This window comes from Marinobacter sp. NFXS9 (assembly GCF_040148665.1).
GTDB classification, from domain to species: domain Bacteria; phylum Pseudomonadota; class Gammaproteobacteria; order Pseudomonadales; family Oleiphilaceae; genus Marinobacter_A; species Marinobacter_A mangrovi.
Genome location: NZ_JAGDDW010000003.1, coordinates 265,895 through 291,589, shown reverse-complemented (window position 1 = coordinate 291,589; position 25,695 = coordinate 265,895). Strand labels below are relative to the sequence as shown.

The window sequence follows — 25,695 nt, the reverse complement described above, 5'->3', positions numbered from 1 at the left end:
CGGAACCAGGCGGACCGCCGGGTCCGCCGTCGTCACTCCTTTCGCAGTTGGCGCTCCCTCCTGCCGATGATGTAGAACATCAGGGCGCCAACCCCGATCAGGATCAGGAGCCAGCCGACGTTTTCGGCCATATCGGTGTGTCCTGATCCCGGTGACAGCAACGCCACGATGCCAATCACGATGCTGAACACCGCCCCGAGAAAGAGAACAATCAGACTCTTCCTGGGTTCCCCGGTCACGACTTTCCTGGGACTGTCCATAATGACCTCCATCCGCTGTTGGCCGAATTGCGACCTCCAGCGATACTGAGAGCGACAGATGGCAATCGACTGCCGGCTCGATCCCTGACCCCTCTGCCATCGGCGGCTCCTGCTACTCACTGTTGTATCGACGGCGGGTTATTCAAGGGTTCATGCGGCACCGCCTGGAGCTACCATACCGCGGTGCCGGGCCCTTGAGGGCAGGGATGACGTAACCGAAATGTTGTTACCGGTCGTTAAACAGTACCGTGTGTCGTTATATCTGACGGAAAGATAAGCAGTTAGCCGGAAGCCCAAACCGGTCGCTGCCAATCGAGGGTGGATAAATGGACACGAAAGCCGAAACACGCCGTGCGGAGGAGGCTGGGGCGGGGGGTAAAGAAGCGCCTGCCCTGATGGATGCGATCAACATCCGCAGCACGGCTTTACTGATCCTGACCAGTATTGCTGCCCTGTACTTCATTGACTGGGCCCAGCCCATTTTACTGCCGCTGGTGGTCAGTGTGCTGATCAGCTATGCGCTGGATCCACTGGTGTCCCTGCTGGACGCGATTCGCGTCCCGCGGCCGGTCGGTGCCGCGGTGGTGCTGGTGGCGATGATCGGGGTACTCGCCGGCGCCAGCGTGCCGTTGCAGCAGGAAGCCACCGCCATCCTCGACAAGGTGCCTGCGGCCGTCCAGAAGCTGCGCCACGACGGCAATGCCCGCGACAGCGAAGAGGGCATGATGGAAAAGGCCCAGAAGGCCGCCAAGCAGATCGAGGAAACCGCCAGCCAACAGTCCGCCCGGACAGCCAACGTGCCCGCCGGGGTGACGCCGGTGCAGATCATCAACAAACCCCTGGATATCCAGGCGTACCTGCTGCAGGGCTCGCCAGCTGCGCTGGTCCTGATCACCCAGTGTTTCTCGGTGCTGTTGCTGGTGTATTTCCTGCTGGCAGTGGGCTCGCTCTACAAACGCAAGGTGGTGCGGATTTCCGGGCCGTCCTTCGGCCGGATGCGCAAGGCGACTCGCATCATGAACGAGTTTCATCACCAGGTGCGCCGGTTCCTGTTCGTGATGCTGCTGGGCGCGATCTTTGTCGGCGTGTTGACCTGGTTGGCGTTCCTGATGATCGGCATGGAACAGGCGGCTTTCTGGGGCGTGTTGGCGGGGGTTGCCAGTGCGATTCCCTACCTGGGGCCGTTCCTGGTTCTGATTGGTTGCAGCATCGCGGCGTTCATCCAGTTCGGCGGGATGGACATGGCGGTCATTGTCGGCGGTACGTCGTTGATCATCACCAGCATTCAGGGTTATCTGTTGACGCCCTGGCTCACCAGTCAGGTGTCCAGCCTGAATGCGGTGGCGATCTTCATCGGGCTGTTGGTGTGGGGCTGGCTGTGGGGGCCGGTGGGGCTGATTATCGCCACGCCGCTGCTGATGATCGTGAAGACGCTGTGCGACCACGTCATCAATCTCAGGCCCTTTGGCGAACTGCTGGGAAAATAGGGAAGGGGAAAGACCGGGACCCGGACGGGTCCCGGTGAAACCGGCTTACACCAGGTTGTAGATAAAGACGATGGCAACGGCCACCGGCGTGAGGAACCGGATGGTGTTGTACCACAGGTTGAAGCCGGAAGCCGGCAGGTTCAGCTCGTTTTCCAGTGCCTGACGTGACATGAACCAGCCGGTGAAGACCGCCACCAGCAGGCCACCCAGAGGCAGCAGGATGTTGGCTGTCAGGAAGTCCAATAGATCGAAGATGGTCTTGCCTTCGAACATGGTGAACATGCCCAGTGGATGCACGTCGGACCACAGGTTCAGGGACAGGATGGAGGCAATGCCCAGCGCCCAGCAGGCGATGCCGGCACCCAGGGTGCTGACGGTGCGGTTCATGCCTTTCTGCTCTTCCAGCCACTCCACCAGCGGCTCCAGCAGGGAGATGCCGGAAGTCCAGGCGGCGAAGATCAGCAGGATGAAGAACAGCGTGCCGAAGAAGCTGCCCATCGGCATCTGGCCGAAGGCGAACGGCAGGGTCTGGAAAATCAGGCCCGGACCGGCGCCCGGTTCGAGGCCGTTGGCGAAGACCACCGGGAAGATGGCCAGACCGGCCAGCAGCGCCACGACGGTATCAATGATGGACACCGTAATGGACGTCTTGGCAATGGAAATGCCCTTCGGCAGATAGGAGCCGTAGGCCATCATGACCGCCATCCCCAGGCTCAGGGTGAAGAATGCGTGGCCGAGGGCAATCAGGACGCCCTTGGTGGTCAGTTTGGAAAAGTCAGGCTCGAACAGGAACGCCACCGCATCGCCGAAATGACCGGACGTCATCGCGTAGCCAACGGTGATCAGCAGGAGCACGAACAGGGCCGGCATCAGGATGCTGACGGCCTTCTCCAGGCCGGCGCTGACGCCGCGGGCCACAACCACCATGACCAGCGCCATGAACACCGTGTGCCACAGCAACAGGGTGCCGGGATCGCTCACCAGGCCTGAGAAGATGGCGCCGATGGCGTCCGCATCCTTGCCCGCCAGTTGGCCCGTGGCCGCGGTGCCCACGTAGGACACGGCCCAGCCGCCGATGACGGAGTAGAACGACAGGATCAGGAAGGCCGCGAGTACGCCGACCGCACCGACAATCGGCCAGGCTTTGGACAGGCTGTCACGCTCGGCAATCGCGCGCAGACTGTTGACCGGGCTGTGCCCACCGCGGCGACCGATCATGACTTCCGCCATCATGATGGGGATGCCGATAGCGGCGATACAGACCAGATACACCATAACGAAGGCGCCGCCCCCGTTCTCACCGGTGATGTAGGGGAACTTCCAGATATTCCCGAGACCGACCGCGGACCCCGTAGCGGCCAGGATAAAGGCAAGACGTGACGACCAGTGGCCGCGTTTCTCTGCGTTGGCTTCCATGACGCCCTCTGCGTTGCCGGAAGAAGTGGTAGACATAAGCATAGTCTCCTGCGAATGCATTGTTGTTGTAGGTCATCCCCGGAAGTTGCGGGCAAACGCTGGGCAAAACCGCCCGGTCAGTGGCACGACAACTTCCTGCTCTGTGCGCTCCTGCTGCGAGGGAAGCACCCTGGAGGGCTTCCGGGTCCAGTGTCTGTCAGGGATTCCCAGGGGACTCAGCGTTCCGTCCGGTTAACCCGTTGCCCGACTGCGAGTGGCGAACGCCCAGTCGGTCAACGGGTTGGTCTTGAGGAACACCAAGCCGGGTGTAGCCCCGGCCTCATCAACGGCTAACTCAATGATTTCAGCTCACTTTGGACAAGGTCCCCTTGGTGTGCCGAGGTTGAGCGGGGGTGTGGCGGAAGCGCTCCTCCGCCAGAAGGTTCGCGATGGTACCCGTTGGCAGGCCCTCGCGGCTAGAGCGCCGGAAAATTTCGTCCAGGGTGTCGCCAATGGATTCCACGTGGGCACGGACCTGGTTGTGGTCATGGTCGGTGCGTTCGTGGAAAACATCGATGATACCGCCGGCGTTGATAACGAAATCCGGCGCGTACAGGATGCCACGCTTGAGCAGCGCCGCATCGTGTTCTGGGTGTTCGAGCTGGTTGTTGGCGGCACCGGCCACCACCTTGGCCTGCAGCTTCGGAATGCTGCGGTCGTTCAGGACGGCGCCCATCGCACAGGGTGCCACCACGTCCACCGGCAGGGTCAGGATCTCTTCGGCAGAGACCGGCGTCGCGCCCAGTTCATCGACCGCGCGCTGCATCTGGTCCTGGTGAATGTCATAGACCCACAGTTTGGCGCCGGCGTCCTTGAGATGGCGCGCCAGACGGAAGCCCACGTTGCCGATGCCCTGGACCGCAACTTTCAGGCCTTCCAGGTCGCTGCGGCCCAAGCCGTGCTGCACGGCCATGCGCAGCCCCACGTAGGTGCCGTAGGCGGTGGCCGGCGACGGATCGCCGTTACTGGGTAGGCCGTCAAAGCCGATGTGTTCCTTGATGCCGGCCACGTGGTTTGTGTGACGGCCCATGACTTTCAGATCGGGTACGCTGGTGCCGGAGTCCTCGGCGGCGATGTACTGGCCGCCCAGTTGTTCGAGAAACTTACCCATGGACTCGAGCAGGGCTTCGCTCTTGTGCTTGCGTGGATCGCCGATGATGACGGACTTGCCGCCGCCCAGGTCCAGGTTGGCCAGCGCGGACTTGTAGGTCATGCCGCGGGACAGGCGCAGCACGTCACGCAGCGCCTCTTCGTCGCTGGCGTAGGGGAACATCCGGCAACCGCCCAGGGCCGGGCCGCGGGAGGTGTTGTGGATGGCGACGATGGCCTTGAGGCCGGTTTCCGGATCGCAGAAAAAGGACAGGTGTTCGTGGTTGTCGAACTCGGGATGGCTGAATACGTTCATGGCGTTTCACCTTACTTCCGGGGCCATCTGTACCCTTGTGGGGCTGACAGGAGGCTGGTGGTTTAACGAGCGACAGTGGGATTGCCATCTGCCGCCTGCTTTTAAGTTTAGTCCGCGTGAGCTGCTTGGGGTTCAGGCGGCCGCGCTGGCTTTGTGACGATGTCGCTGGCTATTCGGGGCAGCCAATGCAGAACAGCGGTAGCGACAGGCGCGGAGACACGACCGGTCGTTGCCGGGTGTGACAATACAAAAATCGGGCGCATCAACTGCTGGAGGTGATGTCTGCGCGTTGATCCGGTGTCATTCGCGATGAGGCGATCAGCGATAGAGCAGCGTTCAGGGGTAATCGGCGAGCGATCAGGGGCATACGGGGTGCGGTAGAGAGCGCGGTAGAGCGTGCTGTGGAAAGCGCCTTGGCCAGGCACAGTCCCATCAGGGGTGCGGTCAATTGACTCATTGTTGAAATCCTTTCCACGTCGCCGGATCTCGGCTGCCGTGGTCGTGTTGTTTTTGTAGACCCGCTCGTGGCCGGGTTTTCGATTTCAGGGGCCAGCTTGATGCCCTTGTGGGGCAGCGGCCAGCCAACAACCTAGAGGGTTCGGCAGTCGTCGTCAATGCCCAAAAACTGACCAGTCTGTAACGCATCGTGACGGTGTCGCCGGGTTCATGGGAATAGTTTCAGTGAATACAGATGGTTAGAAAAATGAACGACCCGTCGGTGTTTTTCCGGGCTGCACCAGATTGGACCAATGGCGAATAGGGCCGCGGCAGGTCGGCAGGCATCGGGCAAGCGGTTTCGGGATAGTTGCCGATGTGAATATCAATCATCGGCAACCGCCGATAGACTGCACTGTTTTCATTGGGGTTGTCGGCGCCGGGGTGTTATGTCTGATCTTACCGCAGTCCAGTATGTCCTGATTGGTCTGATCTTTGTCTGGAGTGGTTTCGTGCGCTCCGGGCTGGGATTCGGCGGGGCGGTCCTCTCGTTGCCGTTCCTGCTGCTGGTCCATGACAATCCGCTGGCTTTCCTGCCGATCATCGCCATCCAGCTGCTGGTGTTTTCCGGCCTGACCATCGTCATGAACAACCGCAAGAGTCAGGCGGCCAGGCAGCCGGAAGGCGGGACGGTCGACTGGCGTTATCTGGGGCGCATCCTGGCCATCATGATCGTCCCCAAACTGATCGGCGTGTTCGGGCTGGTGACGCTTCCGCCGACCGTCATGAGCACGATCATCTTCGGCATCGTGACCGTGTATTCGATTTCCTACCTGCTGGACCGCCCCTTCCGCAGCAAGAACAAGGTGGTGGACGTCGTCTTCCTGATGCTCGGCGGCTACGTCAGCGGCACGTCACTTATCGGGGCGCCCCTGGTGATTGCCGTGGTGGCCCAGCACCTGCCCAAGGAAAAGCTGCGGGATACCCTGTTTGCCCTCTGGTTCATCCTGGTCACCATCAAGATGGCGGCGTTTATCGCGGTGGGGGTCGATCTTGAATTGAAACAACAACTCTGGCTCTTGCCCTGTGCCGCGGTCGGCCATGTGATCGGCCTGCGGTTCCACGACTACATGCTCAAAGCTGAGACGCCGGTCTTCTTCCGGGTGCTGGGCGGTGTTTTACTGGTAGTCAGCTGCATTGGTCTGTGGAAAGGGCTGGGCTGACCCGTCCTCTGTACGAATGCCGTTTTCGGGTCATCCGGATCCGTCGGCGATTCGGGGTCCTTTTTCAGGACCCTGAAGCGGGTCTTCCTGTCTAAAATTCAGTCAGGCGCTCTACCACTCCTGATCGGATAACCTGCTTTCAGGGCGCTCTATTATTGATATTTAAATCAATGAGTTGTGATGTTTCGGGTCGGCCTTCATTCAGATGGAATCTGTCCCTGAATCTTTATATTCATTTTGGGAATATAGTAATTCTAAAAAATGATTTGACACATTGAAAAATGCAATTTTACGTGTTATTCATAATTCATCTAAGCTTATAACATCGAAGCGAAACGTTGGCCCAGGCCAGCAAGGTGAATAGCCATGACGACACAGAAACCTCAAGTAAAGATGTTCTTCGACGAGCCAACGAACACGTTCAGCTACGTCGTACGCGATCCCGACAGCCGCGCCTGCGCCATTGTCGATTCGGTCCTGGATTTCGATTACGCCGCGGGCCGAACGGACGTGCAGTCGGCGGATGCCATCATCGACTACATTCGCACCAACGACCTCTCCGTTGAATGGATCCTCGAGACTCACGTGCATGCGGATCACCTGTCCGCCTCGCCCTACCTGCATGAAAAGCTGGGGGGGCAGACCGGCATTGGGGCTCACATCATCGAGGTCCAGGACATTTTCGGAAAAGCCTTCAACGCCGGCACCGAGTTCGCCCGGGACGGCAGTCAGTTCGACCACCTGTTCCGCGAGGGCGATACGTTCCGAATCGGTGGCCTGGAAGGTCGGGTCCTGCACACGCCCGGTCACACACCGGCCTGCCTGACCTACGTGATCGGTGACGCGGCGTTCGTGGGCGATACGCTGTTCATGCCCGATTACGGCACTGCGCGCTGCGATTTCCCGGGAGGGGATGCGCGCACGCTGTACCACTCGATCCAGAAAGTGCTGTCCCTGCCGCCGGAAACCCGGCTGTTCCTCTGTCACGACTACAAGGCACCCGGTCGGGAAGAGTATGTCTGCGAGACCACCGTCGCTGAGCAGAAAGCCAACAATGTCCATGTGCACGATGGCATTTCCGAAGACGATTTTGTGAGCATGCGTCGGGAGCGCGACGCCACCCTGGGGATGCCGCGCCTGATCCTGCCGTCAGTCCAGGTCAACATGCGGGCCGGTCACATGCCCCCCGCCGAAGACAATGGGCAGGTGTACCTGAAGGTGCCGCTCAACCTGTTCTGAACCAGCCCCGTTCCCATCGACCTGAAGCGGGCCCGGTCAGCGATCGGGCCCGACCTCACAACAACAAGGAACCCTCATCATGAACACAGCACAGCGGCAACACGACGTTGTCATCATCGGCGGTGGATCGGCGGGCATCTCCATGGCCGCGAGCCTTCATCGCCGGCGTCACAGTCTCGATATCGCCATTATCGAGCCCTCCGAGCGCCACTGCTATCAACCGGGTTGGACGATGGTCGGCGGCGGGATATTCAGCCTCGCTGAAACCATCAAACCGATGAAGTCAGTGATGCCGGAGCATGTTACCTGGTACCGCGCCGAGGCCCGGGCCTTCCAGCCGGACGAGGACCGGGTGGAGCTGTCGGATGGCACGATACTGGGGTATCAGCGGCTGGTTGTCGCCCCGGGCCTGGAGCTCAACTGGGACGCCGTTGAAGGGCTGTCGGAAACCCTGGGAACCAACGGGGTGACTTCCAACTACCACCCGGACACCGCGCCCTACACCTGGCAGCTGATCCAGAACCTGAAGTCCGGGACAGCGCTGTTCAGCCAGCCGCCGATGCCCATCAAATGCGCCGGAGCGCCGCAAAAAGCCATGTACCTGGCCTGTGATTACTGGATGCGTCAGGGGGTGCTGGGCAGCATGGACGTGCATTTCAAGAACGCCGGCGGTGTGATGTTCGGGGTACCGGACTACGTTCCCGCCCTGGAGCGTTATGTCGAGCGCTACCATATTCACAAGGACTTCCAGCAAAACCTGGTAGCGGTCAACGGGCCGGCGAAAAAGGCGACCTTCCGCGACCTGTCGGTGGAAGGCGAGGAGCGTTTTATTGAGTGCCGCTTCGATATGCTGCACGCGGTACCGCCCCAGCGGGCGCCGGAGTTTGTGAGGGAATCCGTTCTGGCCAATGAGGCCGGCTGGCTCGATCTGGACAGCGAAACGCTCCAGCATCCCCGTTACCCGAGGATTTTTGGGCTGGGGGATGTGAGCGGCACCGCTAACGCAAAGACCGCGGCAGCCGTGCGCAAGCAGGTGCCGGTGGTGGCGGATAATCTGTTGGCCAGTCTGGATAACCAGCCCCTGACGGCAGCGTATTACGGTTACGGATCCTGTCCGCTGACCGTCGAGCGTGGACGCATCGTGCTGGCCGAATTCGGCTACGGTGGTCAGCTCCAGCCGACGTTCCCGAAGTGGGTTAATGACGGCACTCAGCCCACCAGGCTGGCCTGGATGCTGAAGGCGAAATACCTGCCCTACATATACTGGCACGGCATGCTCAAGGGTCACGAATGGCTGGTGAAGCCCGGCCGGCGCAACGCCGCGTAATGCCATGAAAGCGGCGCGCTATCTTCCGCTCCTGCAGTGGCTGCCTGAATACAACCGCTCGGTGTGCGTCAGCGATGCGCTGGCGGCGGTGATCGTCACCATCATGCTGATTCCGCAGTCGCTGGCTTACGCGCTGCTGGCTGGCTTGCCACCGCAGGTCGGGCTGTATGCCTCGATCCTGCCGCTGATCCTGTACGCCATCTTCGGCACCAGCCGCACGCTGTCGGTGGGGCCGGTGGCTGTGATTGCGCTGATGACGGCGGCGGCCCTGGACGGTATCGCCGTACCGGGGAGCCCGGAGTACCTGGTCGGCGCGATTCTGCTGGCGGTGCTGTCGGGGCTGATTCTGGTGGTGATGGGCTTGCTTCGCTTGGGCTTCCTGGCCAATTTCCTCAGCCACCCGGTGATCTCCGGGTTCATCACGGCGTCGGGCATTGTCATCGCGGCCAGCCAGCTCAAGCACCTCCTCGGGGTCGACGCGGACGGTCATAACCTGATCGAGCTTGGTCGCGGCCTGTTTGGCCAACTCCATGCCATCCACTGGCCCACCGTGCTGATGGGGGTGGGCACCCTGGCGTTCCTGCTGCTGTGCCGCAAGCGGCTGAAGCCCCTGCTCAAGCGCTTTGGAGCCGGAGACCGGCTGGCCGATATCGTGTCCAAGTCGGCGCCGATCCTGGCAGTGATGGTAACGACGCTGGTTACCTGGGGGTTGGGACTGGCGCAGCAGGGGGTGAAAGTGGTCGGGCATGTGCCGGCGGGATTGCCGGATCTGAGCCTGCCCTCAATGGATCCGGGGTTGTGGCGGGAGCTGTTCGTCGGTGCGCTGCTGATCAGTATCGTTGGCTTTGTGGAATCCGTTTCCGTGGGCCAAACCCTGGCTGCAAAGCGTCGGCAGCATATCGACCCGGACCAGGAGTTGATTGGTCTGGGCATGGCCAACCTGGGTGCCGGAACGTCTGGTGGCATGCCGGTGACGGGGGGCTTTTCCCGCTCGGTTGTCAACTTTGACGCCGGCGCCGAAACCCCGGCGGCGGGCGCCTTTACGGCCATCGGGATCGCTCTGGCCACCGTCACCCTGACGCCGGCCATCGCGTTCCTGCCCAAGGCCACGCTGGCGGCCGCCATTATTGTGGCCGTATCCACCCTGATCGACCTGAAAGCTCTGGTCCGCACCTGGCGCTACTCACCGGTGGATTTCGTCGCCATGCTGGCGACGATTGTGCTGACGCTGACGTACAGCGTTGAAGCGGGCATCCTCGCGGGTGTCGGGCTGTCCATCGGGCTGTTCATGTATCGCACCTCTCGGCCGCACAGCGCGGTGGTTGGCCGGGTGCCCGGGACCGAGCATTTCCGCAACGTACGCCGCCATCAGGTGGAGACACACCCCAACGTGGCCATGCTGCGGGTGGACGAGAGTCTGTATTTCGCCAATGCGCGCTTTCTGGAAGAGTGCGTGATGGATCTGGTGAGCCGGCAGCCGGAGCTGCGGAATGTGGTGCTCGTTTGTGCGGCGGTGAACCTGATCGACGCCTCCGCACTGGAGAGCCTGGAAGCGATCAACGAACGCTTGCGGGACAGCGGCGTGCGCCTGCACCTGACGGAGGTGAAGGGACCTGTGATGGATCGGCTTGGGAAAACCGACTTTCTTAAGGCGCTTAGCGGCCGGGTGTTCCTGAGTACCTATGAGGCGTGGGATGCGTTGACGCATGAGACGCTGGTGGAGGCCGATCCCAAGGGGGTGCCGTTAGCGGTGGGCCCATAAGGCGCTGGAGATTCGTAGGTTGGGCTGACGCAGGAAGCCCAACATCGAGTGGTCCATTTCCAGGCCGGACGGCTCTCAACGCGACTTGTGTGGCTAAACCCAGGATGGAATCAGGTAGCCCGTTATTGTTGGGCTTCCTGCGTCAGCCCAACCTGCGTGTGGGGCACTCAATGCGCTGGCGAGTGACGCCCCCTTATTGATCCAAACAAAAAAGCGGGTGCCCATCCTCAATGGTGCACCCGCTTTCTGTTTGCGAGGACGGGGCCGGCTTATTCTGCCGGTTCGTCGTCCGCTTTCTTGGCCATTGATGAGGTCGTTGCCTTATCGGCCGCCGGTTTATCGTCCTTGGCGGCCACCAGCAGTGTGTCGGGCGAAGCCGCCTTCACCAGCGTCTGACCCAGCGCTGCCGTGATCCGGAACGTGCGGTCCTGATCGGACACGGACAGGAACCAGGACTCAGGCTTCGGCGTCTTGTCGGGCTTGGCCTTTGCCTTGGCGTCGTCCGCGGAGTCTGGCTTCGACTCTGCCTTGGCAAACGTGTAGGTCACCGTTTTACCGTCTGACTTGTCGAGCTGGATCGTCAGCGTCGGGTCGGCCAGGGCCTGTTTGGCCGCATCGGCATCCGCCAGGGACTGGATCCGCAGACCGGACAGCTGCCCCGCGAGGGTCGCCGCCGCCCTGGTGTCCAGCGCCTTGCCGGCGGGCAGGTTATCCACGTGCCACGGCGCCGGTGCTTTGCCTTTATCGGTGTTGTCGCTGTCCGACTTGTCCGCCGGCTTCTTGGTGGTTTGCGTCAGCTTCAGATCACCTACTTCCACCGCAGCGATCTTGTCGATTGGCGTGGTCAGGATCTCCTTGTCCAGCCAGCTGTCGCTGTCCACCGGCGCCTGGTAGGCGGCCAGCTTCACCCGGTAGATGTTGCTGTCACCCTTGAGGCGGGCGTAGGACTGGTCGGTTCCCGGCGAGCTGCCCAGGTAGACTGTGGCCACATCCTGGCCGTCACGACGCAGCACCAGACGACGCTTGAAGTCGTCCTTGGCCACCTTGAAGCGGCTTTGGGCGCTGGGTGAGGTCGCCACAGGAATGCCCTGTTTGGCCGCGACCAGCGCGTCCACCAGTTGGTTGGCCTGATCGCTGCTGGCCGGAAAGCCCTCAAGGGAGGGCAGTTGCCATTGGTCACCCTTACGTTTGATAGTCAGGGACGAGTCCGGCCCGTCCGCGATGACCATCTCGTCCAGGTTATCCAGCGACGTGCTCAGCAGAGGCTGGTCCGGCGACACATCACTGATGTCTTTGTGGGACATGTTCAGGCCGAAGGCCAGCAGGACCTGGACCCCCAGCAGAACGGCGAGTATTCGAACTGTTTTCGCCATCACTTAAACCTCCGCAAGAATCCGTTGATAGCGACGACGGTCGCCGGCTTGCACGCTACGACGCCACAACCAGACCAGCAGCAGGGCAAGGGCCGCCAGGCCATAGTTCAGGTACTCCCAGAAACGCTGGGTGTCGTTGTCCATTGGCACCAGGGTGCGGGCAAACTGGGTCTGGCCGCGCAGGGCAAGCAGGCCCGGGTCTTCCAGCGACCAGTCGATGGCGTTCTGCACCATGTCGATCGGCTTGGTATAGACCGTGCCGAGTTCCTGGGACACCAGGTTCACCATGGTGTCGGACGCAAAGGCGTTGCTGGCGATCAGCACCAACCGCGACGAATCCGGCGACTGCTTGATCACGCTGGTGAAGGTCGGCTTGTCGGCCTTCTTCTTGCCCTGGGTGTTCTTCGCGGATTTATCGCCCTTGTCATCCGCGGACTGGGCCAGCGGTGACTGGCGGTCGGCGTAGTAGGACTGGAATTGCCCCTTGATGGCCACGGCCAGCGTCTGCGCTTTGGGCTCGCCCTGGGTGGCGAAGCCAAGCTGCGGGTACCGGTTCATGTTGGGGATGGCCTGGGTGCTGTCGGTGGTCCAGGTCTGTGGCGAGCTTTCCAGCAGCCGGGTGACGTTGCGATCGCCCATCGCTTTCTGGTCGATGGTGATCGGTGAGGCCCAGCCGAGGGTCATCTGGTCCAGCGAACGGGTCACTGGATGCTTCGGGTTCAGCTCGTCGCCGCGCAGGTCCGGGAAGGGCGCGTAGGGCACCATCTGGATCTCGCGGAAGTTCATGCCGCCCACGTTGCGGGTGACGGGCACCGGCAGCGAGGAACTCTGGGCATCGAGCACCATCTTCGGCTGGATAGTCACGCCCATCTTGGCGAGCCAGTCTTCCAGACCGGATTTGGTTTTTTCCATGCTCAGGGAGCGGCCGGCGCTCACCTTGAACGGTGAGGTGGCCATCACGATCCGGCCGCCGCGCATCAGGAACTGGTCGATGGCAAAGCGCTGCTTGTCGTCCAGGTTCTGCGGGGCGAGCACCAGCAGCAGGTCGGTTTCCGCCGGGACCTTGCCGTCAGTCAGTTGGCTCTGCTTGACGCGGACATTGTCCTTCAGCGCTGTCATCAGCTTCTGGTACTGGGACTGCGGCGGCATACCACGCATCTGGCGCATGCGGGCCATCGGGTCCTGCGGCGCCACCACGGTCACCGTTTTCAGCACACCTGGAGTGAGACGCTGCAACGCGGACTTGATCGACCGCTTCATGGCGGCCTTGTCCAGCGTGTCCGGCAGGGGCACCGGCACCACGTTGTCACCGCTCTGCAGGGTCATGTTGAACCAGAACGGCTGCGGGTCGGTGAGGCTGGCGATGCGCGGCTGGTAACCGTACTGCTCGGTGAGCTGATCGCCCAGCTTGCCGCCGTTGGCGTCCGGGTCCTCAACCTGGACCGAGAGCTTGTCCTCGTGACCCTTGGCCATGTCCTTGAGAATGTCGGTCACGTTGCCTTTCAGCTGAACCAGTTCTTTCGGCAGTTTCTGCTCCGACGAGAAATAGCCGTGGAAGGTGACCGGCTGGTCGATCGACGCGAAGGTGTTATCGCCGGCGCGGTAGGTGCTGACCAGTTTGTGGATGGTGCGGGTCAGTTCGTATTCCGGGCTCTTCAGGGCGACGTCGAGTTTGTTGTCGCTCTGGGACTTCACGTCGATCAGGTCGCGGAAACCGAGCACCTGGTACTGATCGCCGTAGGACACGACCACATTGAAGTAGGCGTTGACCACCGACGACTGATAGCGGCTGGCGGTCTGGAACGGCACCGGCTTGATGCCGTACTGGGACGCCGCCTGCTCTTCGACGTCGTGATCCTTGGTGGGATCGAGGAACTGCACCTGGACGTTCTTGCCGCCGGCAATGGCGTATTCCTGCAGCAGGTCGCGGATGCGCGGCACCAGCGGCGCCAACAGGGGATGCGTCTTGTCCGAGAAGTAGCCGCGGATGACCAGCGGTTCGTGCAGCTGGTTCAGCTCATGGTAAGTGGCGTCAGAGAGAGAATACATCTGGCTCTGGGTGATGTCGGCACGGGCGCTGCTGACCGGCGTCAGCCAGGCGTTGGCGACAATGAAGTTGGCAATCGCCAGAAGGCAAACCCAGGTCCAGCCGCGGTGACGGCGATTGGTGGGGTTGCCGGCCCAGCGCATGCGTTCAAGACTCAGGCGGTTCAGTACCAGGAACACGCCGGTGATGGAGACGTAGTAGTACAGGTCGCGCAGATCGATCACGCCCCGGGTGATGGAATCGAAGCGGCTGCCGGTACCGATTTCCTCCAGAAAATGCGCGATTTGGTGACCGAACAGGTTGGTCAGCAGGCTGGAGCCCAGCAGGTAGAAGATGCCGCACACCAGGGTGGTCAGGATCAGCGACACGATCGGGTTGTCGGTTCGGCTGCTCATGAACAGGCCGATCGACAGGTAGGCCGCGCCCAGGAACAGGGTGGCCACATAACCGCCGATCACCGGGCCCCAGTCCAGCGGACCGATGAAGGACACGGTGATGGGCAGCGGCAGCGTCATGGCCAGCGCCAGGGCCAGCAGGCCCATACCCGCCAGGAACTTGCCGCCAATCAGGGGCAGCGGACCGACCGGCGAGGTCAGCAGGCTTTCCACGGTGCCGGAACGACGCTCCTCGGACCAGCTGCGCATGGTCAGCGCGCCAATGAGGAAGATCAGCAGGACGGGCATCCACTCGAAGAGGGGACGCACATCGGCGATGTTGCGGGCAAAGAAGGCCTCGCCCCAGAACACCACGAACAGGGTGACCGCCAGGAACACGCCCAGGAACAGGAAGGCGGCCGGCGAGGCAAAGAAGCCCCGGAATTCCTTGCGGGCGATCGTCATCAGATCATGCATGGGCGGTCTCCTCGTTCACCTCGGCAAAGACTTTCTCCAGATCCCTCCGTTGGGGCTCCAGCGCGTGCAGCGGAATGCCGGCACGGGTCAGGATCTCGACCACTTTGGGTGCGCAGTCCAGCGGCGCATCCAGGTGGTAGCGGCCGGGCTGGTCGTCCACCTCAGTCAGTGCCTGGATCTCTTTCAGTGCCTTCAGGTGCGGGCGCGGATCGCCTTCGACGCTCAACAGCAGACCGCCGGATTGCTGCAATTCCTCCAGCTTGGCGTCCACCACCAGTTCGCCGGCGCGCATGATCAGCACCCGCTCACAGACCGCCTGCACTTCCTGCAGGATGTGGGTGGAGACAATGACTGTGGCGTGTTTGGCCAGATCCCGGATCAGGTCCCGCATCTGGCGGATCTGGGTGGGGTCGAGGCCGTTGGTGGGTTCGTCGAGGATCAGGATGTCCGGCGAGTGCAACAGCGCCTGGGCCACGCCGACCCGCTGGCGATAACCCCGTGACAGGGTCTGGATGCTGGCGGTGGCCTTGGCCTTGAGGTCGGCCCGTCGGATGGCGTTGGCGATGGCCTTGTCGCGCTTGCCTTCCGGCACGTCATGCAGGGCGGCCTGGAAGGCCAGGTAGTCGATGACGGTCATCTCTGGCCAGACCGGGCAGTTCTCCGGCAGGTAGCCGATGCGCTTCTGCATCATGCGGGTGTCGGGGCCGAGCACGAGGTCGTCGATTTTCACGGTGCCGGCCGTGGGTTCGAGATAGCCGGTCAGCATCTTCATGATCGTGGTCTTGCCGGCGCCGTTGTGGCCCAGCAGGCCGACCACTTCACCGTGACCGATCCGGAAGCTGACATCCCTGACCGCGGTCAGGTCGCCGTAGCGGCGTGTCAGGTTTTCCACCTGAATCATGTTGGTTTCTCCGTTGATTCCTGGAATGGGTTTGCGTTTCTCCCTGCCCGCGCAGGGTGGCGGTCAGATGGGCGGTGGAGGATGGTGGTTGAGGAAGCAACGGGTTACCGGATGAACGGTCGATCTCGCATCAGTCATTGCAGATTCCGTATGTCCTGTTGTTTGAATGGGATGGCTCGAAAAAGTCCCGACGCGGTTCCGGGAACGGTCCGGTTTGGAAGGACTGATGCGTGTCACTGAAGTTCCGACCGGCAATTGAGCAAGATCAACTGTCGTCGGATGCGGGAGGCATTGGTTGAACTCACTTAAAAATGAGAATTATTTGCGGTAAATTGTGGCGCTCGGATCAGAGGCTGATAGGGCCGTTGTGACTGGTGAGGCATCTCTAATGAATTCTGCGAAAAGTGCGATTGCAGCGCGTTCTTTCCGGGTTCGGGATTTTCTCGATTTCGGGAAGCAGTACGGTATGGACTACTGCTTTGATGGCCTGACTCCAACCGATCGTGGGGTGGACTCTGGGGGCAGTGAAACCGTTGTGGCCCGCGGTCGAATCCGTGAACTGGCCCTGCCATCGGGATTCCGCTTTACCGGTTCGGAGCTGGAGATTTTCCACTCGTACCGTTCGGTGTCCCTGGGGCACGCGCCGCTGCTCATCGTGATCGTTATCGAGGGACACGTGGACCTGTCGGTCGGGGCCGTGCGCCGTTCGCTGCATGCCAGCGAGGCCGTCAGTCTGCAACTGCGCCCGGAATACGCGCTGGAAGCCTCCCAACCGGCGGGGCAGACTTTGAAGACGCTGACCCTGGCTTTCGATCCGGCGTGCCTGCATCGGGCCAGTCCCGAAAGCAGCACCCTGGCGTCCTTGCTGCAGGGTATCCGGCGTCCGGTGTTGGGCTGGCGGGTTTCGTCAGCCTTGCTCTCCCAGTTGGAGTATGCTCTGGACATGGCCGTACCGGCGCTTCAGAAAAACCTGATCCTCGAGGGACTTGCGCTGCAGCTGGTCGGCCACGGTTTGCCGGAAGAGGGCGAATTTCCGGACCGTGACCAAAACGGAAGCGCCCGCGAACGCCAGCGACTGGAAGCCGTCCGGCAATTGCTGGAGTTTGCGCCGACGGAGGAATACACCCTGGAGGGGCTGGCCCAGCACGCCGCCATGAGCGCCAGCAGTTTGCGCAGCAAGTTCCGGGCGACTTACGGTGTCTCGGTGTTCGATTACCTTCGCCAATGCCGCCTGGAACTGGGTAAACGCTATCTGGAGCAGGGCTACAGCGTCCAGCAAGCCGCCCACCGCGCCGGCTACCGGCACGCCACCAACTTCGCCACGGCCTTCCGCCGGGTATTCGGTGTGTCTCCCCGCGCACTGCATTGACCAGGGGCTTCTCGAGCCCATTTTGTCATCAGGCATACAAACCCTGTCATTCCGCATACCTATCTCAGATAAAAAAGAGAATAATTCGCATTAACGTTTTTTCATTGAAAAATGAGGTATGCATGTTCCGACCTTCCAGTTTGTCCCTTGCCGTCGCAGTTGCTCTATCCGGTATGACCGGCGCGACTGCTGTTCTTGCCGCCGGGAATCAGGACGATTCCGTTGCGTTGGATGCATTGGAAGTGACCGCCACCCGCGGGGCGACCAAAACGGAAACCCCGTTTGTTGAAACCCCGCAGTCCATCTCCGTCATCACCGACGACCAGATCGAAGAGCAGGGCTCCAAGAGTGTCCAGGAAGCCACCCGCTACACCGCCGGTGTCTTTACCGAACAGTATGGCGCAACGGCCAGCCGTTACGATGCCATCAAGCTGCGGGGCTTCGGCAGCGACAGCATCGACAACCAGTACCTGGATGGCCTGAAGCTGCTGAACGACAAAGGCACCTACAGCATCATGCAGATCGATCCGTACTTCCTGGAGCGGATCGAGGTGGTGAAGGGGCCGTCGTCCGTCCTGTACGGTCGTGCGGCGCCGGGCGGTATTGTGGCCCTGACCAGCAAGAAGCCCCTGTTCGAATCCCATTACCAGGTCCAGGCGGGTGTGGGGACGCAGGGTGAGGCCAGTCTCGGTTTCGATATCGGCAGTGAGGTCGGGGACTCGGGCAATGCGGCCTATCGACTGGTGGGGCGCGTCTATCACTCGGACACCCAGTGGGACAAGGTCAAGGAAGAGCACTACACGTTGGCGCCGTCACTGACGCTGGATCTCAGTGATGCCACCACGCTGACGCTGATGGCCTACCTGCAGAAAGACCCGGAAGGCGGCTTTTATGGCGGCTTCCCGGCGGATGGCACGCTCTACAGTCATAACGGGCAGAAGATCCCGACCGATTTCTACGACGGTGAGCAGGACTACGAAGAGTTCGACCGCGAACAGGCGATGATCGGCTATCAGCTCGAGCATCGTTTCAACGAGGTCTGGTCGGCCCGCCAGAATTTCCGATACCTGAACTCCAAGGTGGATTACGGACAGGTCTACAACTCGGGTTACTGGGTGGGCAATGAGCTGCCCCGGACCTATTTCGGCGCCGACGAAGAGCTTAATGCCCTGGCCATCGATAACCAGTTGATCGCGGAGTTCGGGTGGGGCGCGACCGATCATACCGTCCTCACCGGGCTGGATTACCAGAAACGCGACACCGATGCCGACTGGTCCTACGGTTCCGGATTCGCCGCCATCAATCCGTTTGACCCGGTCTATGGCCGTTCCGGCACCGTCGTACCCTATCAGGACAACGATCGGGAGCTGGAGCAAACCGGTGTCTACCTGCAGGATCAGGTTGCCCTGGATCATTGGCGTGTGACACTGGGCGGTCGCTACGACTGGGTGGACATCGACAACACGAGTGACTACCTCCTGACCGGTTCAACCACGCGCCAGAGCAAGGACGACGAGCAATTCAGTGGCCGTGCGGCACTGATGTATCTGTTCGATAACGGTGTTGCCCCGTACGTCAGTTACTCCGAATCGTTCAGCCCGAGCGCGAACCTGGATGAGAACGGTGATCTGCTCGACGCGACCGAAGCGGAGCAGTATGAGCTTGGCCTCAAGTACCAACCGGTCGGTACGGCGGATCGTTACAGCGTTGCGGTGTTCCAGATTGACCAGGACAACGTGGCCAACCTGATCCAGACCGAAGGCAATAACCCCAGCTACTACCGTCCGATCGGCAAGGTTCGGTCACAAGGACTGGAGCTGGAGGCCGCGACACGGGTTACCCAAAACGTCACGCTTCAGGCCAGCTACACCTACACCGACGTGGAAGTGCAGAAATCCACGATGGGCACAGAAGGCAAGACACCGGTGGCTACGCCGGAACACATGGCTTCTGCCTGGGGTTCCTACGAATTCCTGGACGGTGTGCTGAACAGTCTCAAGACCGGACTGGGTGTCCGCTACATCGGCACCAGCTGGGCCAACGAGTCCAACACCCTGAAAGTGCCGCACTACACGGTGGTGGATGCCAGCATCAAGTATGATCTGGCGAGCGTTGGCCTGAAGGGCGTCACCGCACAACTGAACGCCAACAATCTGTTCGATAAAGAGTATGTGGGGGCCTGCTACAGCGAAGCCCGTTGCTACTACGGTGCCGAGCGCAGCGTCAAAGCGAAGGTGACCTACGACTTCTAATCCCTTTCAGCCCAGGCCGGGCAACGGACTGTCCGGCCAGCCGATCCTGCCTTGCAATTTCCCCGCAAAAACCCAACGCTGTAAACAGGGATTATTGTTATCCACTTATAAACCTGTCGAGCCCTCCCCGTTTGGGGGCAAGGAGTTCAGCATGGTTGGTTCCAACGATTCGGCGTTGCTCCTGGTCGATATCCAGAACGATTTCTGCTCCGGCGGCAGCCTGGCGGTTCCCGGTAGTCAGGAGATCTTTCCCGTCGTCAACGCGGCCATTACCGACGCCCAGGACAAGCGCTGGCCCATCATCGCCTCCCGTGACTGGCATCCGGTGGACCATTGCAGTTTCAATCACCGCGGCGGCCCCTGGCCGGTGCACTGCGTGCAGGACACTCACGGCGCGGCCTTCCACCACGAACTGGATTTGCCGGCCATGGCCATTCGCGTCAGCAAGGGCACGGCTTTCGAGACCGATGCCTACTCCGCCTTCGATGGCACCCAACTGGAGCAGTTTCTGTCACGGCGTGGCATCAAGCACCTGCAGGTGGCGGGGCTGGCACTGGACGTCTGTGTACGGGCGACCGTGCAGGATGCGTTGCGGTTGGGGTTTGACGTGGAGTTGCTGGTGGCAGGCACCCGGGCGGTGGAATCCGGCCAGACCGACGATGTCCTGGATCAATTGGCGGAGGCCGGAGCCAGCGTGCGCCGCTGATTCGCTTCTGATACCCCATCCAATCTACAAAGCGACTGACAGACACACCCGACACCGGACCCGGAGGAACACGTTTATGGTCGAAGAGAAAGACCTGGCATTGCTGGTTGACCTGTACGAGTTGACCATGGCCCAGGCCTACTGGGCGGAATCCATGAACGACACCGCCGTTTTCAGCCTCTTCTTCCGTAAGCTGCCGCCGCATCGCAATTTCATGCTGGCCTGTGGACAGCAGCACATCGCCCACATCATCGAATCCCTGCGTTTTTCACAGGAACACATCGATCGTCTGCGCCGTCTGGATCGTTTCGACAACGACTTCCTGGACTGGCTGCGCCGGTTCCGTTTCACCGGTTCGATCCATGCCTTGCCGGAAGGAACGCCGGTGTTTCCACAGGAGCCGCTGCTGGAAATCGAGGCGCCCATTGCCGAGGCCCAGTTACTGGAAACCCTGGTCATGAACTACGTGCATCTGGAAACGGTGCTCGCGTCCAAGGCCGCTCGCCTGACTCTCGCCGCCGATGGAAAGCCGGTGATCGATTTCGGCACCCGCCGCATGCACGGCACGGATGCCGCTTACCGGGGCATTCGTGCGTTCCGGATGGGCGGCCTGTCCGGCACCAGCAATGTGCTGGCCGGCCTGGATTTCGACCTGCCCATCCGTGGCACTATGGCGCACAGTTTCGTGCAGGCCTGTGGTGACGAGATGGCGGCCTTTCGCACCTACGCCCGGTTGTATCCGGGGACCACGCTGCTGGTGGACACCTACGACACAGAGAGGGCCGTTGCTGACATTATCGACTGGCTGAAAGTCGAGCCGGAGGTGGATATCGGCGCCATCCGGCTGGACTCCGGCGACATGGCGGAGATGGCCATTCGCTGTCGCCGGATGTTGGACGACGCCGGGCTGACGCAGATCCGTATCCTGGCCAGCGGCGGGCTGGATGAGTACAAGATTGATGACTATCGCCGCAACGATGTGCCCCTGGATGGCTTCGGGGTTGGCACCGCCGTGGGCGTGTCCAGCGACGCCCCAACGCTGGAACTGGCCTACAAACTGACCGAATACGCCGGCAAGCCGCGCATGAAGAACTCGCCGGGCAAACAATCCTATCCCGGGCGCAAGCAGGTCTATCGTCGCCAGGACGCCGATGGCCGGTATCTCGGAGACCACATTACCCACCGTGAGGAGGCGGCTGACGGTATACCGTTGCTCATTCCCACCATGCGGGCCGGCCGCGCCATCGCGGACGCGATCCGACCGTTGGCAGAGGCCGCCGAATACTGTCGCGATGCGGTTGCGGCCCTGCCACCGGCCCAGCGAGAGCTGGATGACGCCGAGCCCTATCCGGTGGTCATCAGCGACCGCCTCAGGGATCTTCAGGCCCATACCCTGCAACAGGTGCGGCCGCATCCGCCGGCCTACGACCAGTGACCCGGAATTGATGGGGCGTCAGGCGCTCTGGCGGATGCCCGTCAGGGCCTGCTCCGGGCTTCGCAGGGAACACACCGTGTGCAGCTTCTCGATCTGGCGCCGCAGCATGTCGATGGAGCGCTGGCCGCTGAGCACCATGTCGATGGCCAGGCCTTCGGCGTCGGTGCGCACCTGCATTTCCTCGATCCGGAAGCCGCGAATACGGGCCACCTGGCACAGGCGTTCCAGCGCCGCCGGCTCAGGCTGCATACGGCAGGAGAGGGTATGGGTCATGTGATCAGTCGAGGCGGTCATGCTGCACTTTCCTTGTTTTTCGCGGTGGTTGAGGTTGGGCGCTGGCTTTCATCCAGCATGTCCCGGTTGGACGAGCCGGGTTTGACGATGGGCCAGACGTTTTCCGAGCGATCGATGCTGACATGCAGGAGCATCGGTCCGTCGTAGGCCAGGATGGTCTGGATGCCCCGACGAACCTGGTCAGTGCGCTGGATGGCCAGGGTCGGAATGTCGAAGGCCCTGGCCAGGGCCAGGAAATCCGGGTTGTCGTCCAGGTTAATCTGGCTTTCCCGGTTCTCGTAGAACAGCTCCTGCTGTTGGCGGACCATGCCCAGGCACTGGTTGTCCATGATGATCAGCTTAATGGGTAGACGATGGCGGCGGATGGTGGCCAACTCCTGGGCGTTCATCATGAAGGACCCGTCGCCGGTGACGTTGATGACCGGTCGGTCCGGGAACGCAAACTGGGCGCCGATGGCCGCCGGCAGCCCGAAGCCCATGGTGCCGAGACCGCCGCTGCTCAGGTGATTGCGGGGGTGATCGAAACGACAGTACTGCGCCACCCACATCTGGTGCTGGCCGACATCGCAGGCGACGATCGCATCCCGCGGGGCAATATCGGTCAACTGGCGCATGAATTCGGGACCGGAAATCGGCGCATGCGGGTCTTCGTTGATGGCCGCCTGGAAGCCCTGGGTCTTGCGCCAGGTGGCGCACTGCTGGCGCCAGTTCTCGATGGTCAGAGGCTGGCGGACCAACGCGTCGGCCATACCGTTCAGGATGGCGTCCAGCTCGCCGCGAATGGCCAGGTCTGCGGCCCGGAGCTTGCTGAATTCGGCCGCGTCCGTATCGATATGGATGACCTTGGCGTTGGGTGCGAAGTTCGATACCGCACCGGTGGCCCGGTCATCCAGCCGGGCCCCGACGACCATCAGCAGGTCGCAGGTGTCGACGGCCATGTTGGCCGCCTTCGAACCGTGCAGTCCGAGCATGCCCATCTGATCCGCGTTGTCGTAGCCCGGGTTGCCGATGCCCTTGAGTGTGACGACGTTGGGCAGGCGCGACGCTTTCGCAAATCGTCGGAAGGCCGATTCGGCATGGGCCAGGCTGACGCCGCCACCGCTGTAGAGCAGCGGCATGTTAGCCTCGCGCAGCATGGCGAGCGCTTCGTCGATCTCCGCCGTCGGGTCCGGCAGTGGGGTGGCGGTGGTCGGCGCCGGAGCGGCCGGCTCGCCGATATCGGTCAGCAGGATGTCCTTGGGAATATCGATCCAGACCGGACCCGGCCGACCGGATTCGGCCAGTTGCAGGGCCTCTTCCATGATGGCCGGCAATTCGGACGCCTCGGTCACCAGGTAGCTGTGCTTGACGATGCCCAGCGTCATGCCGAGCACATCCGTTTCCTGGAACGCATCGGTGCCGATCAGGCCGGAGGGCACCTGGCCGGTGATGACCAGCATCGGGATCGAATCCCGGTGGGCGTTGGCCACGCCGGTAATCAGGTTGGTGGCGCCGGGGCCGGAGGTGGCAATGCACACGCCGGTGCGGCCGCTGGCCCGGGCGTAGCCATCGGCGGCCAGGGCACAGGCCTGTTCGTGCCGGCACAGCACATGCTCGACACTCACATCCTCGGCGACCAGTGCGTCGTACAGCGGCATGATGCAGCCGCCGGGATAGCCGAATACGGTGTCGATCTGGTGACGCTGGAGCGCGTCGAGGATGTGCTGTGCGGCGTTCACGTTTGTCTTCCTTCTCGTCTGATTTTTCGAAGCCAAAAAAAAGCCCCCGGGACCTTTCGGTGCCGGGGGCTTTCGGTGTTCTGACTGGTTGTGGTTTAGCTCATCCTGTCATCCACGCAAAAGCCCCCGGTTGGCACCACGACCACCAGGACTAGCTTTACGATGACGACGACAGCGTTGAAATTCATGGAATCAGTCTTTTGACCACAACAGTTTGATTGGCAAAAACATAACCTGAGGTTCTGCCTGGGAGCAACCCTTTTTTTACAGAAAGAGGAAAATTGGGACGTTGCGCAGATGGTGTCAGGCTTTTTCAGCCCTTGGATTCTTCGGGTAGTAACGGTCCGGCAAGCGCTCGATGTGGGGGAAGAAGCGCGTGTCCTTGTAGGGCATCTTCATGAAGCCGGACACGCCCAGCCCGGTGATCTGGTTGACGGCGGACAGAATATCGTCCAGATACCGGCGGAATTCCGCCTCCCGGTCGGGATCCAGCAGCCGGTAGTGGCTGTGGATCTTCAGGTGGCGGGGCAGGGCCTCGAAGATGATCATACCGGTGTGGTGGATCGTGTTCAGGGCTTCCAGGGCCTGGATGATGGTGTCCGGCAGGACCAGGAACTCCTCCGGGTCGGGGCCGTCCTCGAAGTAGGAGTGAACCCGGGAATCGTCCTCGATCTCCGGGGCGGCGCTGACCTCATAGGGCAACTGCATCTCCGGTGCAATCCGGAAGGGCTGCTCGGGATTGTCCCGGTCGACGTGCAGGGTGTCCCGGGCGTTGAACAGGCAGCTCTTGAAGATCCCCTGCCGGTAGATGGCCTGGGCCAGACTGACCATGTTGTTCACCGCCGTGACGAACGCGTCCCGCAGCGACGGATCGTGCAGGTTCAGGGACGTATCGACGTAGATGCCCTCGGTTTCCCAGCGAATCGCCAGGCCGCCCTCCACCGGGTACTGGCCGAGTCGGCTCACCGCGGCGAGGAACGCCTTTTCGGTTTCCCCCATGCCCTGCATGAAATTCTTGTAGTAGCGGTCGAGCTGCACATCGTTGACGTCGCTCAGGGTTTCCGGCGCACCTTCCTCACGCAGGAAGGCCTTGCGCGAACTGTAGACGACCGTGTCGATTTCCCGGTCGGAGTGGCGAGTCCAGACGGGCACCATCGGGCTGGGCGGTGAATCCGGCAGGTCGATCATGACGGTGCGCGCCATCCGCGGCATTTCCCGCAGGTAGTAGTCGCCGGCCTTGCGGCGCGTGTCCGGGTCCGGGTCAAGCAGGCCGTCGAGCATGCGCGCAAACTCCATGGGTAACCCCAGCGATGTGGCCGGAATCGCCCGATGGCCGAAGCGGCAGGACTGACCGGAGGCCAGGGCGTAGAGCGTTCCGGCAGCGCCCTGTTCGTCGAAGCGCGGGGACGACAGCCCGCCGTAAAGCTGTTCCTCGCCGATGAAGTAGACGTCTCCCAGGCGGGCGTTGGTCTGCTGGAGGTTATCGGACATCAACTCCATGACGTTGGCGGTGACGAACTGCTGGTTGGCGTCCAGCTGTGCATACACGGCAGATCCCCAGTCGATCAGGGCGATGTTCTCGGTCTCGGCGTCGAAGACGAGGTTGGAAGGCTTGATATCGCCATGGACGATGGGGCGGCCGGCGGGGCCGGACTCCAGGCGCAGGTTGCGCAGGATGTCGGCCAGTTGGTCGGCGATGCGCATTACCAGGCGCGGCCGCAGGCGGCCCTCGCGCAGGGACACCTCCTCCAGGTTGATGCCGGGCGCCCGCTCCATCACCAGGATGGGCTGGTTGCGGGCCCGCTGGAAGGCAATCAGTCGCGGCACGCGGGGGTGCTCGACCTGCTCGAGGATATAGGCTTCATCCTCAAGCCGGTCCTGCAGGTGCCGGGGCAGGTTGACGCGCGTGAACTTGAAAACGTGCTCCAGGTCGCGCGCGCCTTTCAGGGCGAGTCGTCCGGAGAAGACAAACCCGTAGGCGCCCTTGCCGATCATTTCGATGTCGCGATAGCCCAACTGGCGGAGCTGGTCGGTACACAGCTCGACCCAGTCCTTCAGCTTTTTGGCATCGTCCTGGCTGAGCAGGTAGATCGACTGCTCTTCCGGGATGTAGAACTGTTGCAGTTGGGCCTGTTGCGACATTCGGGGCTTCTCCA

19 protein-coding genes are annotated in these 25,695 nt (G+C 61.8%); 9 read left to right on the top strand and 10 right to left on the bottom strand.

From position 1 onward, the window contains the following. Positions 1-32: 32 nt before the first annotated feature. Positions 33-260, bottom strand: a complete 228-nt coding sequence (locus J3364_RS07335; protein ID WP_203141537.1) for a hypothetical protein — start codon at positions 258-260, stop codon at positions 33-35. 326 nt (positions 261-586) lie between these two features. Here J3364_RS07335 and J3364_RS07330 point away from each other — a divergent pair, with 326 nt between their 5' ends. Further along, entirely contained in the window at positions 587-1,747 is a 1,161-nt protein-coding gene (locus tag J3364_RS07330) for an AI-2E family transporter (protein ID WP_349557706.1), read from the top strand. A 45-nt stretch (positions 1,748-1,792) separates the two neighbouring features. On the opposite strand, the gene J3364_RS07325 is transcribed toward J3364_RS07330, so the two are convergent. The 3 genes from J3364_RS07325 to J3364_RS07315 form a co-directional block, all read right to left on the bottom strand. Beyond that, entirely contained in the window at positions 1,793-3,199 is a 1,407-nt protein-coding gene (locus J3364_RS07325) for a sodium-dependent transporter (protein ID WP_349557705.1), read from the bottom strand. A 307-nt stretch (positions 3,200-3,506) separates the two neighbouring features. Continuing rightward, positions 3,507-4,607, bottom strand: coding sequence for a Glu/Leu/Phe/Val family dehydrogenase (locus J3364_RS07320; RefSeq protein ID WP_349557704.1), 1,101 nt, complete (start codon positions 4,605-4,607; stop codon positions 3,507-3,509). Between the two features lie 262 nt (positions 4,608-4,869). Then, positions 4,870-5,064 (bottom strand): hypothetical protein, encoded by a 195-nt coding sequence (locus J3364_RS07315; RefSeq protein ID WP_349557703.1) that lies wholly within the window; start codon positions 5,062-5,064, stop codon positions 4,870-4,872. 427 nt (positions 5,065-5,491) lie between these two features. On the opposite strand from J3364_RS07315, the gene J3364_RS07310 reads away from it, so the two are divergent. From J3364_RS07310 to J3364_RS07295, 4 genes are all read left to right on the top strand, one after another. After that, positions 5,492-6,265 carry a TSUP family transporter gene (locus tag J3364_RS07310; RefSeq protein WP_349557702.1) on the top strand — a complete coding sequence of 258 codons (774 nt, stop codon included), beginning with the start codon at positions 5,492-5,494 and terminating at the stop codon, positions 6,263-6,265. Positions 6,266-6,631: 366 nt separating this feature from the next. Then, positions 6,632-7,504 (top strand): MBL fold metallo-hydrolase, encoded by an 873-nt coding sequence (locus tag J3364_RS07305; RefSeq protein WP_349557701.1) that lies wholly within the window; start codon positions 6,632-6,634, stop codon positions 7,502-7,504. 79 nt (positions 7,505-7,583) lie between these two features. Then, positions 7,584-8,831 (top strand): NAD(P)/FAD-dependent oxidoreductase, encoded by a 1,248-nt coding sequence (locus tag J3364_RS07300; protein WP_349557700.1) that lies wholly within the window; start codon positions 7,584-7,586, stop codon positions 8,829-8,831. 4 nt (positions 8,832-8,835) lie between these two features. Further along, positions 8,836-10,593 (top strand): SulP family inorganic anion transporter, encoded by a 1,758-nt coding sequence (locus tag J3364_RS07295; RefSeq protein ID WP_349557699.1) that lies wholly within the window; start codon positions 8,836-8,838, stop codon positions 10,591-10,593. 269 nt (positions 10,594-10,862) lie between these two features. On the opposite strand, the gene J3364_RS07290 is transcribed toward J3364_RS07295, so the two are convergent. From J3364_RS07290 to J3364_RS07280, 3 genes are read right to left on the bottom strand one after another with little or no spacing between them, the layout of a single operon-like run. Beyond that, entirely contained in the window at positions 10,863-11,966 is a 1,104-nt protein-coding gene (locus J3364_RS07290; RefSeq protein ID WP_349557698.1) for a DUF4340 domain-containing protein, read from the bottom strand. Between the two features lie 3 nt (positions 11,967-11,969). Next, positions 11,970-14,864, bottom strand: a complete 2,895-nt coding sequence (locus J3364_RS07285) for a Gldg family protein (protein WP_349557697.1) — start codon at positions 14,862-14,864, stop codon at positions 11,970-11,972. Continuing rightward, complete coding sequence (locus J3364_RS07280; RefSeq protein ID WP_349557696.1) at positions 14,857-15,765, bottom strand: ABC transporter ATP-binding protein; 909 nt, start codon at positions 15,763-15,765, stop codon at positions 14,857-14,859. The genes J3364_RS07285 and J3364_RS07280 overlap by 8 nt, the downstream gene beginning before the upstream one ends. A gap of 388 nt (positions 15,766-16,153) precedes the next feature. On the opposite strand from J3364_RS07280, the gene J3364_RS07275 reads away from it, so the two are divergent. From J3364_RS07275 to J3364_RS07260, 4 genes are all read left to right on the top strand, one after another. Continuing rightward, positions 16,154-17,134 carry a helix-turn-helix transcriptional regulator gene (locus J3364_RS07275; RefSeq protein WP_349557695.1) on the top strand — a complete coding sequence of 327 codons (981 nt, stop codon included), beginning with the start codon at positions 16,154-16,156 and terminating at the stop codon, positions 17,132-17,134. Positions 17,135-17,256: 122 nt separating this feature from the next. Further along, a complete protein-coding gene (locus tag J3364_RS07270) occupies positions 17,257-19,386 on the top strand; it encodes a TonB-dependent siderophore receptor (protein WP_349557694.1) in 2,130 nt (709 codons plus the stop codon). Between the two features lie 151 nt (positions 19,387-19,537). Next, positions 19,538-20,092 (top strand): isochorismatase family protein, encoded by a 555-nt coding sequence (locus tag J3364_RS07265; RefSeq protein WP_349557693.1) that lies wholly within the window; start codon positions 19,538-19,540, stop codon positions 20,090-20,092. Positions 20,093-20,168: 76 nt separating this feature from the next. Next, complete coding sequence (locus J3364_RS07260) at positions 20,169-21,527, top strand: nicotinate phosphoribosyltransferase (RefSeq protein ID WP_349557692.1); 1,359 nt, start codon at positions 20,169-20,171, stop codon at positions 21,525-21,527. Between the two features lie 18 nt (positions 21,528-21,545). Here J3364_RS07260 and J3364_RS07255 read toward each other — a convergent pair whose 3' ends face one another. From J3364_RS07255 to J3364_RS07245, 3 genes are all read right to left on the bottom strand, one after another. Beyond that, positions 21,546-21,821, bottom strand: coding sequence for an ACT domain-containing protein (locus J3364_RS07255; protein WP_349557691.1), 276 nt, complete (start codon positions 21,819-21,821; stop codon positions 21,546-21,548). Continuing rightward, complete coding sequence (gene ilvG, locus J3364_RS07250) at positions 21,818-23,539, bottom strand: acetolactate synthase 2 catalytic subunit (protein ID WP_349557690.1); 1,722 nt, start codon at positions 23,537-23,539, stop codon at positions 21,818-21,820. The genes J3364_RS07255 and ilvG overlap by 4 nt, the downstream gene beginning before the upstream one ends. A gap of 303 nt (positions 23,540-23,842) precedes the next feature. Continuing rightward, on the bottom strand, positions 23,843-25,681 hold the full coding sequence (locus J3364_RS07245) for a protein kinase domain-containing protein (RefSeq protein WP_349557689.1): 1,839 nt from the start codon (positions 25,679-25,681) through the stop codon (positions 23,843-23,845). Positions 25,682-25,695 lie beyond the last annotated feature (14 nt).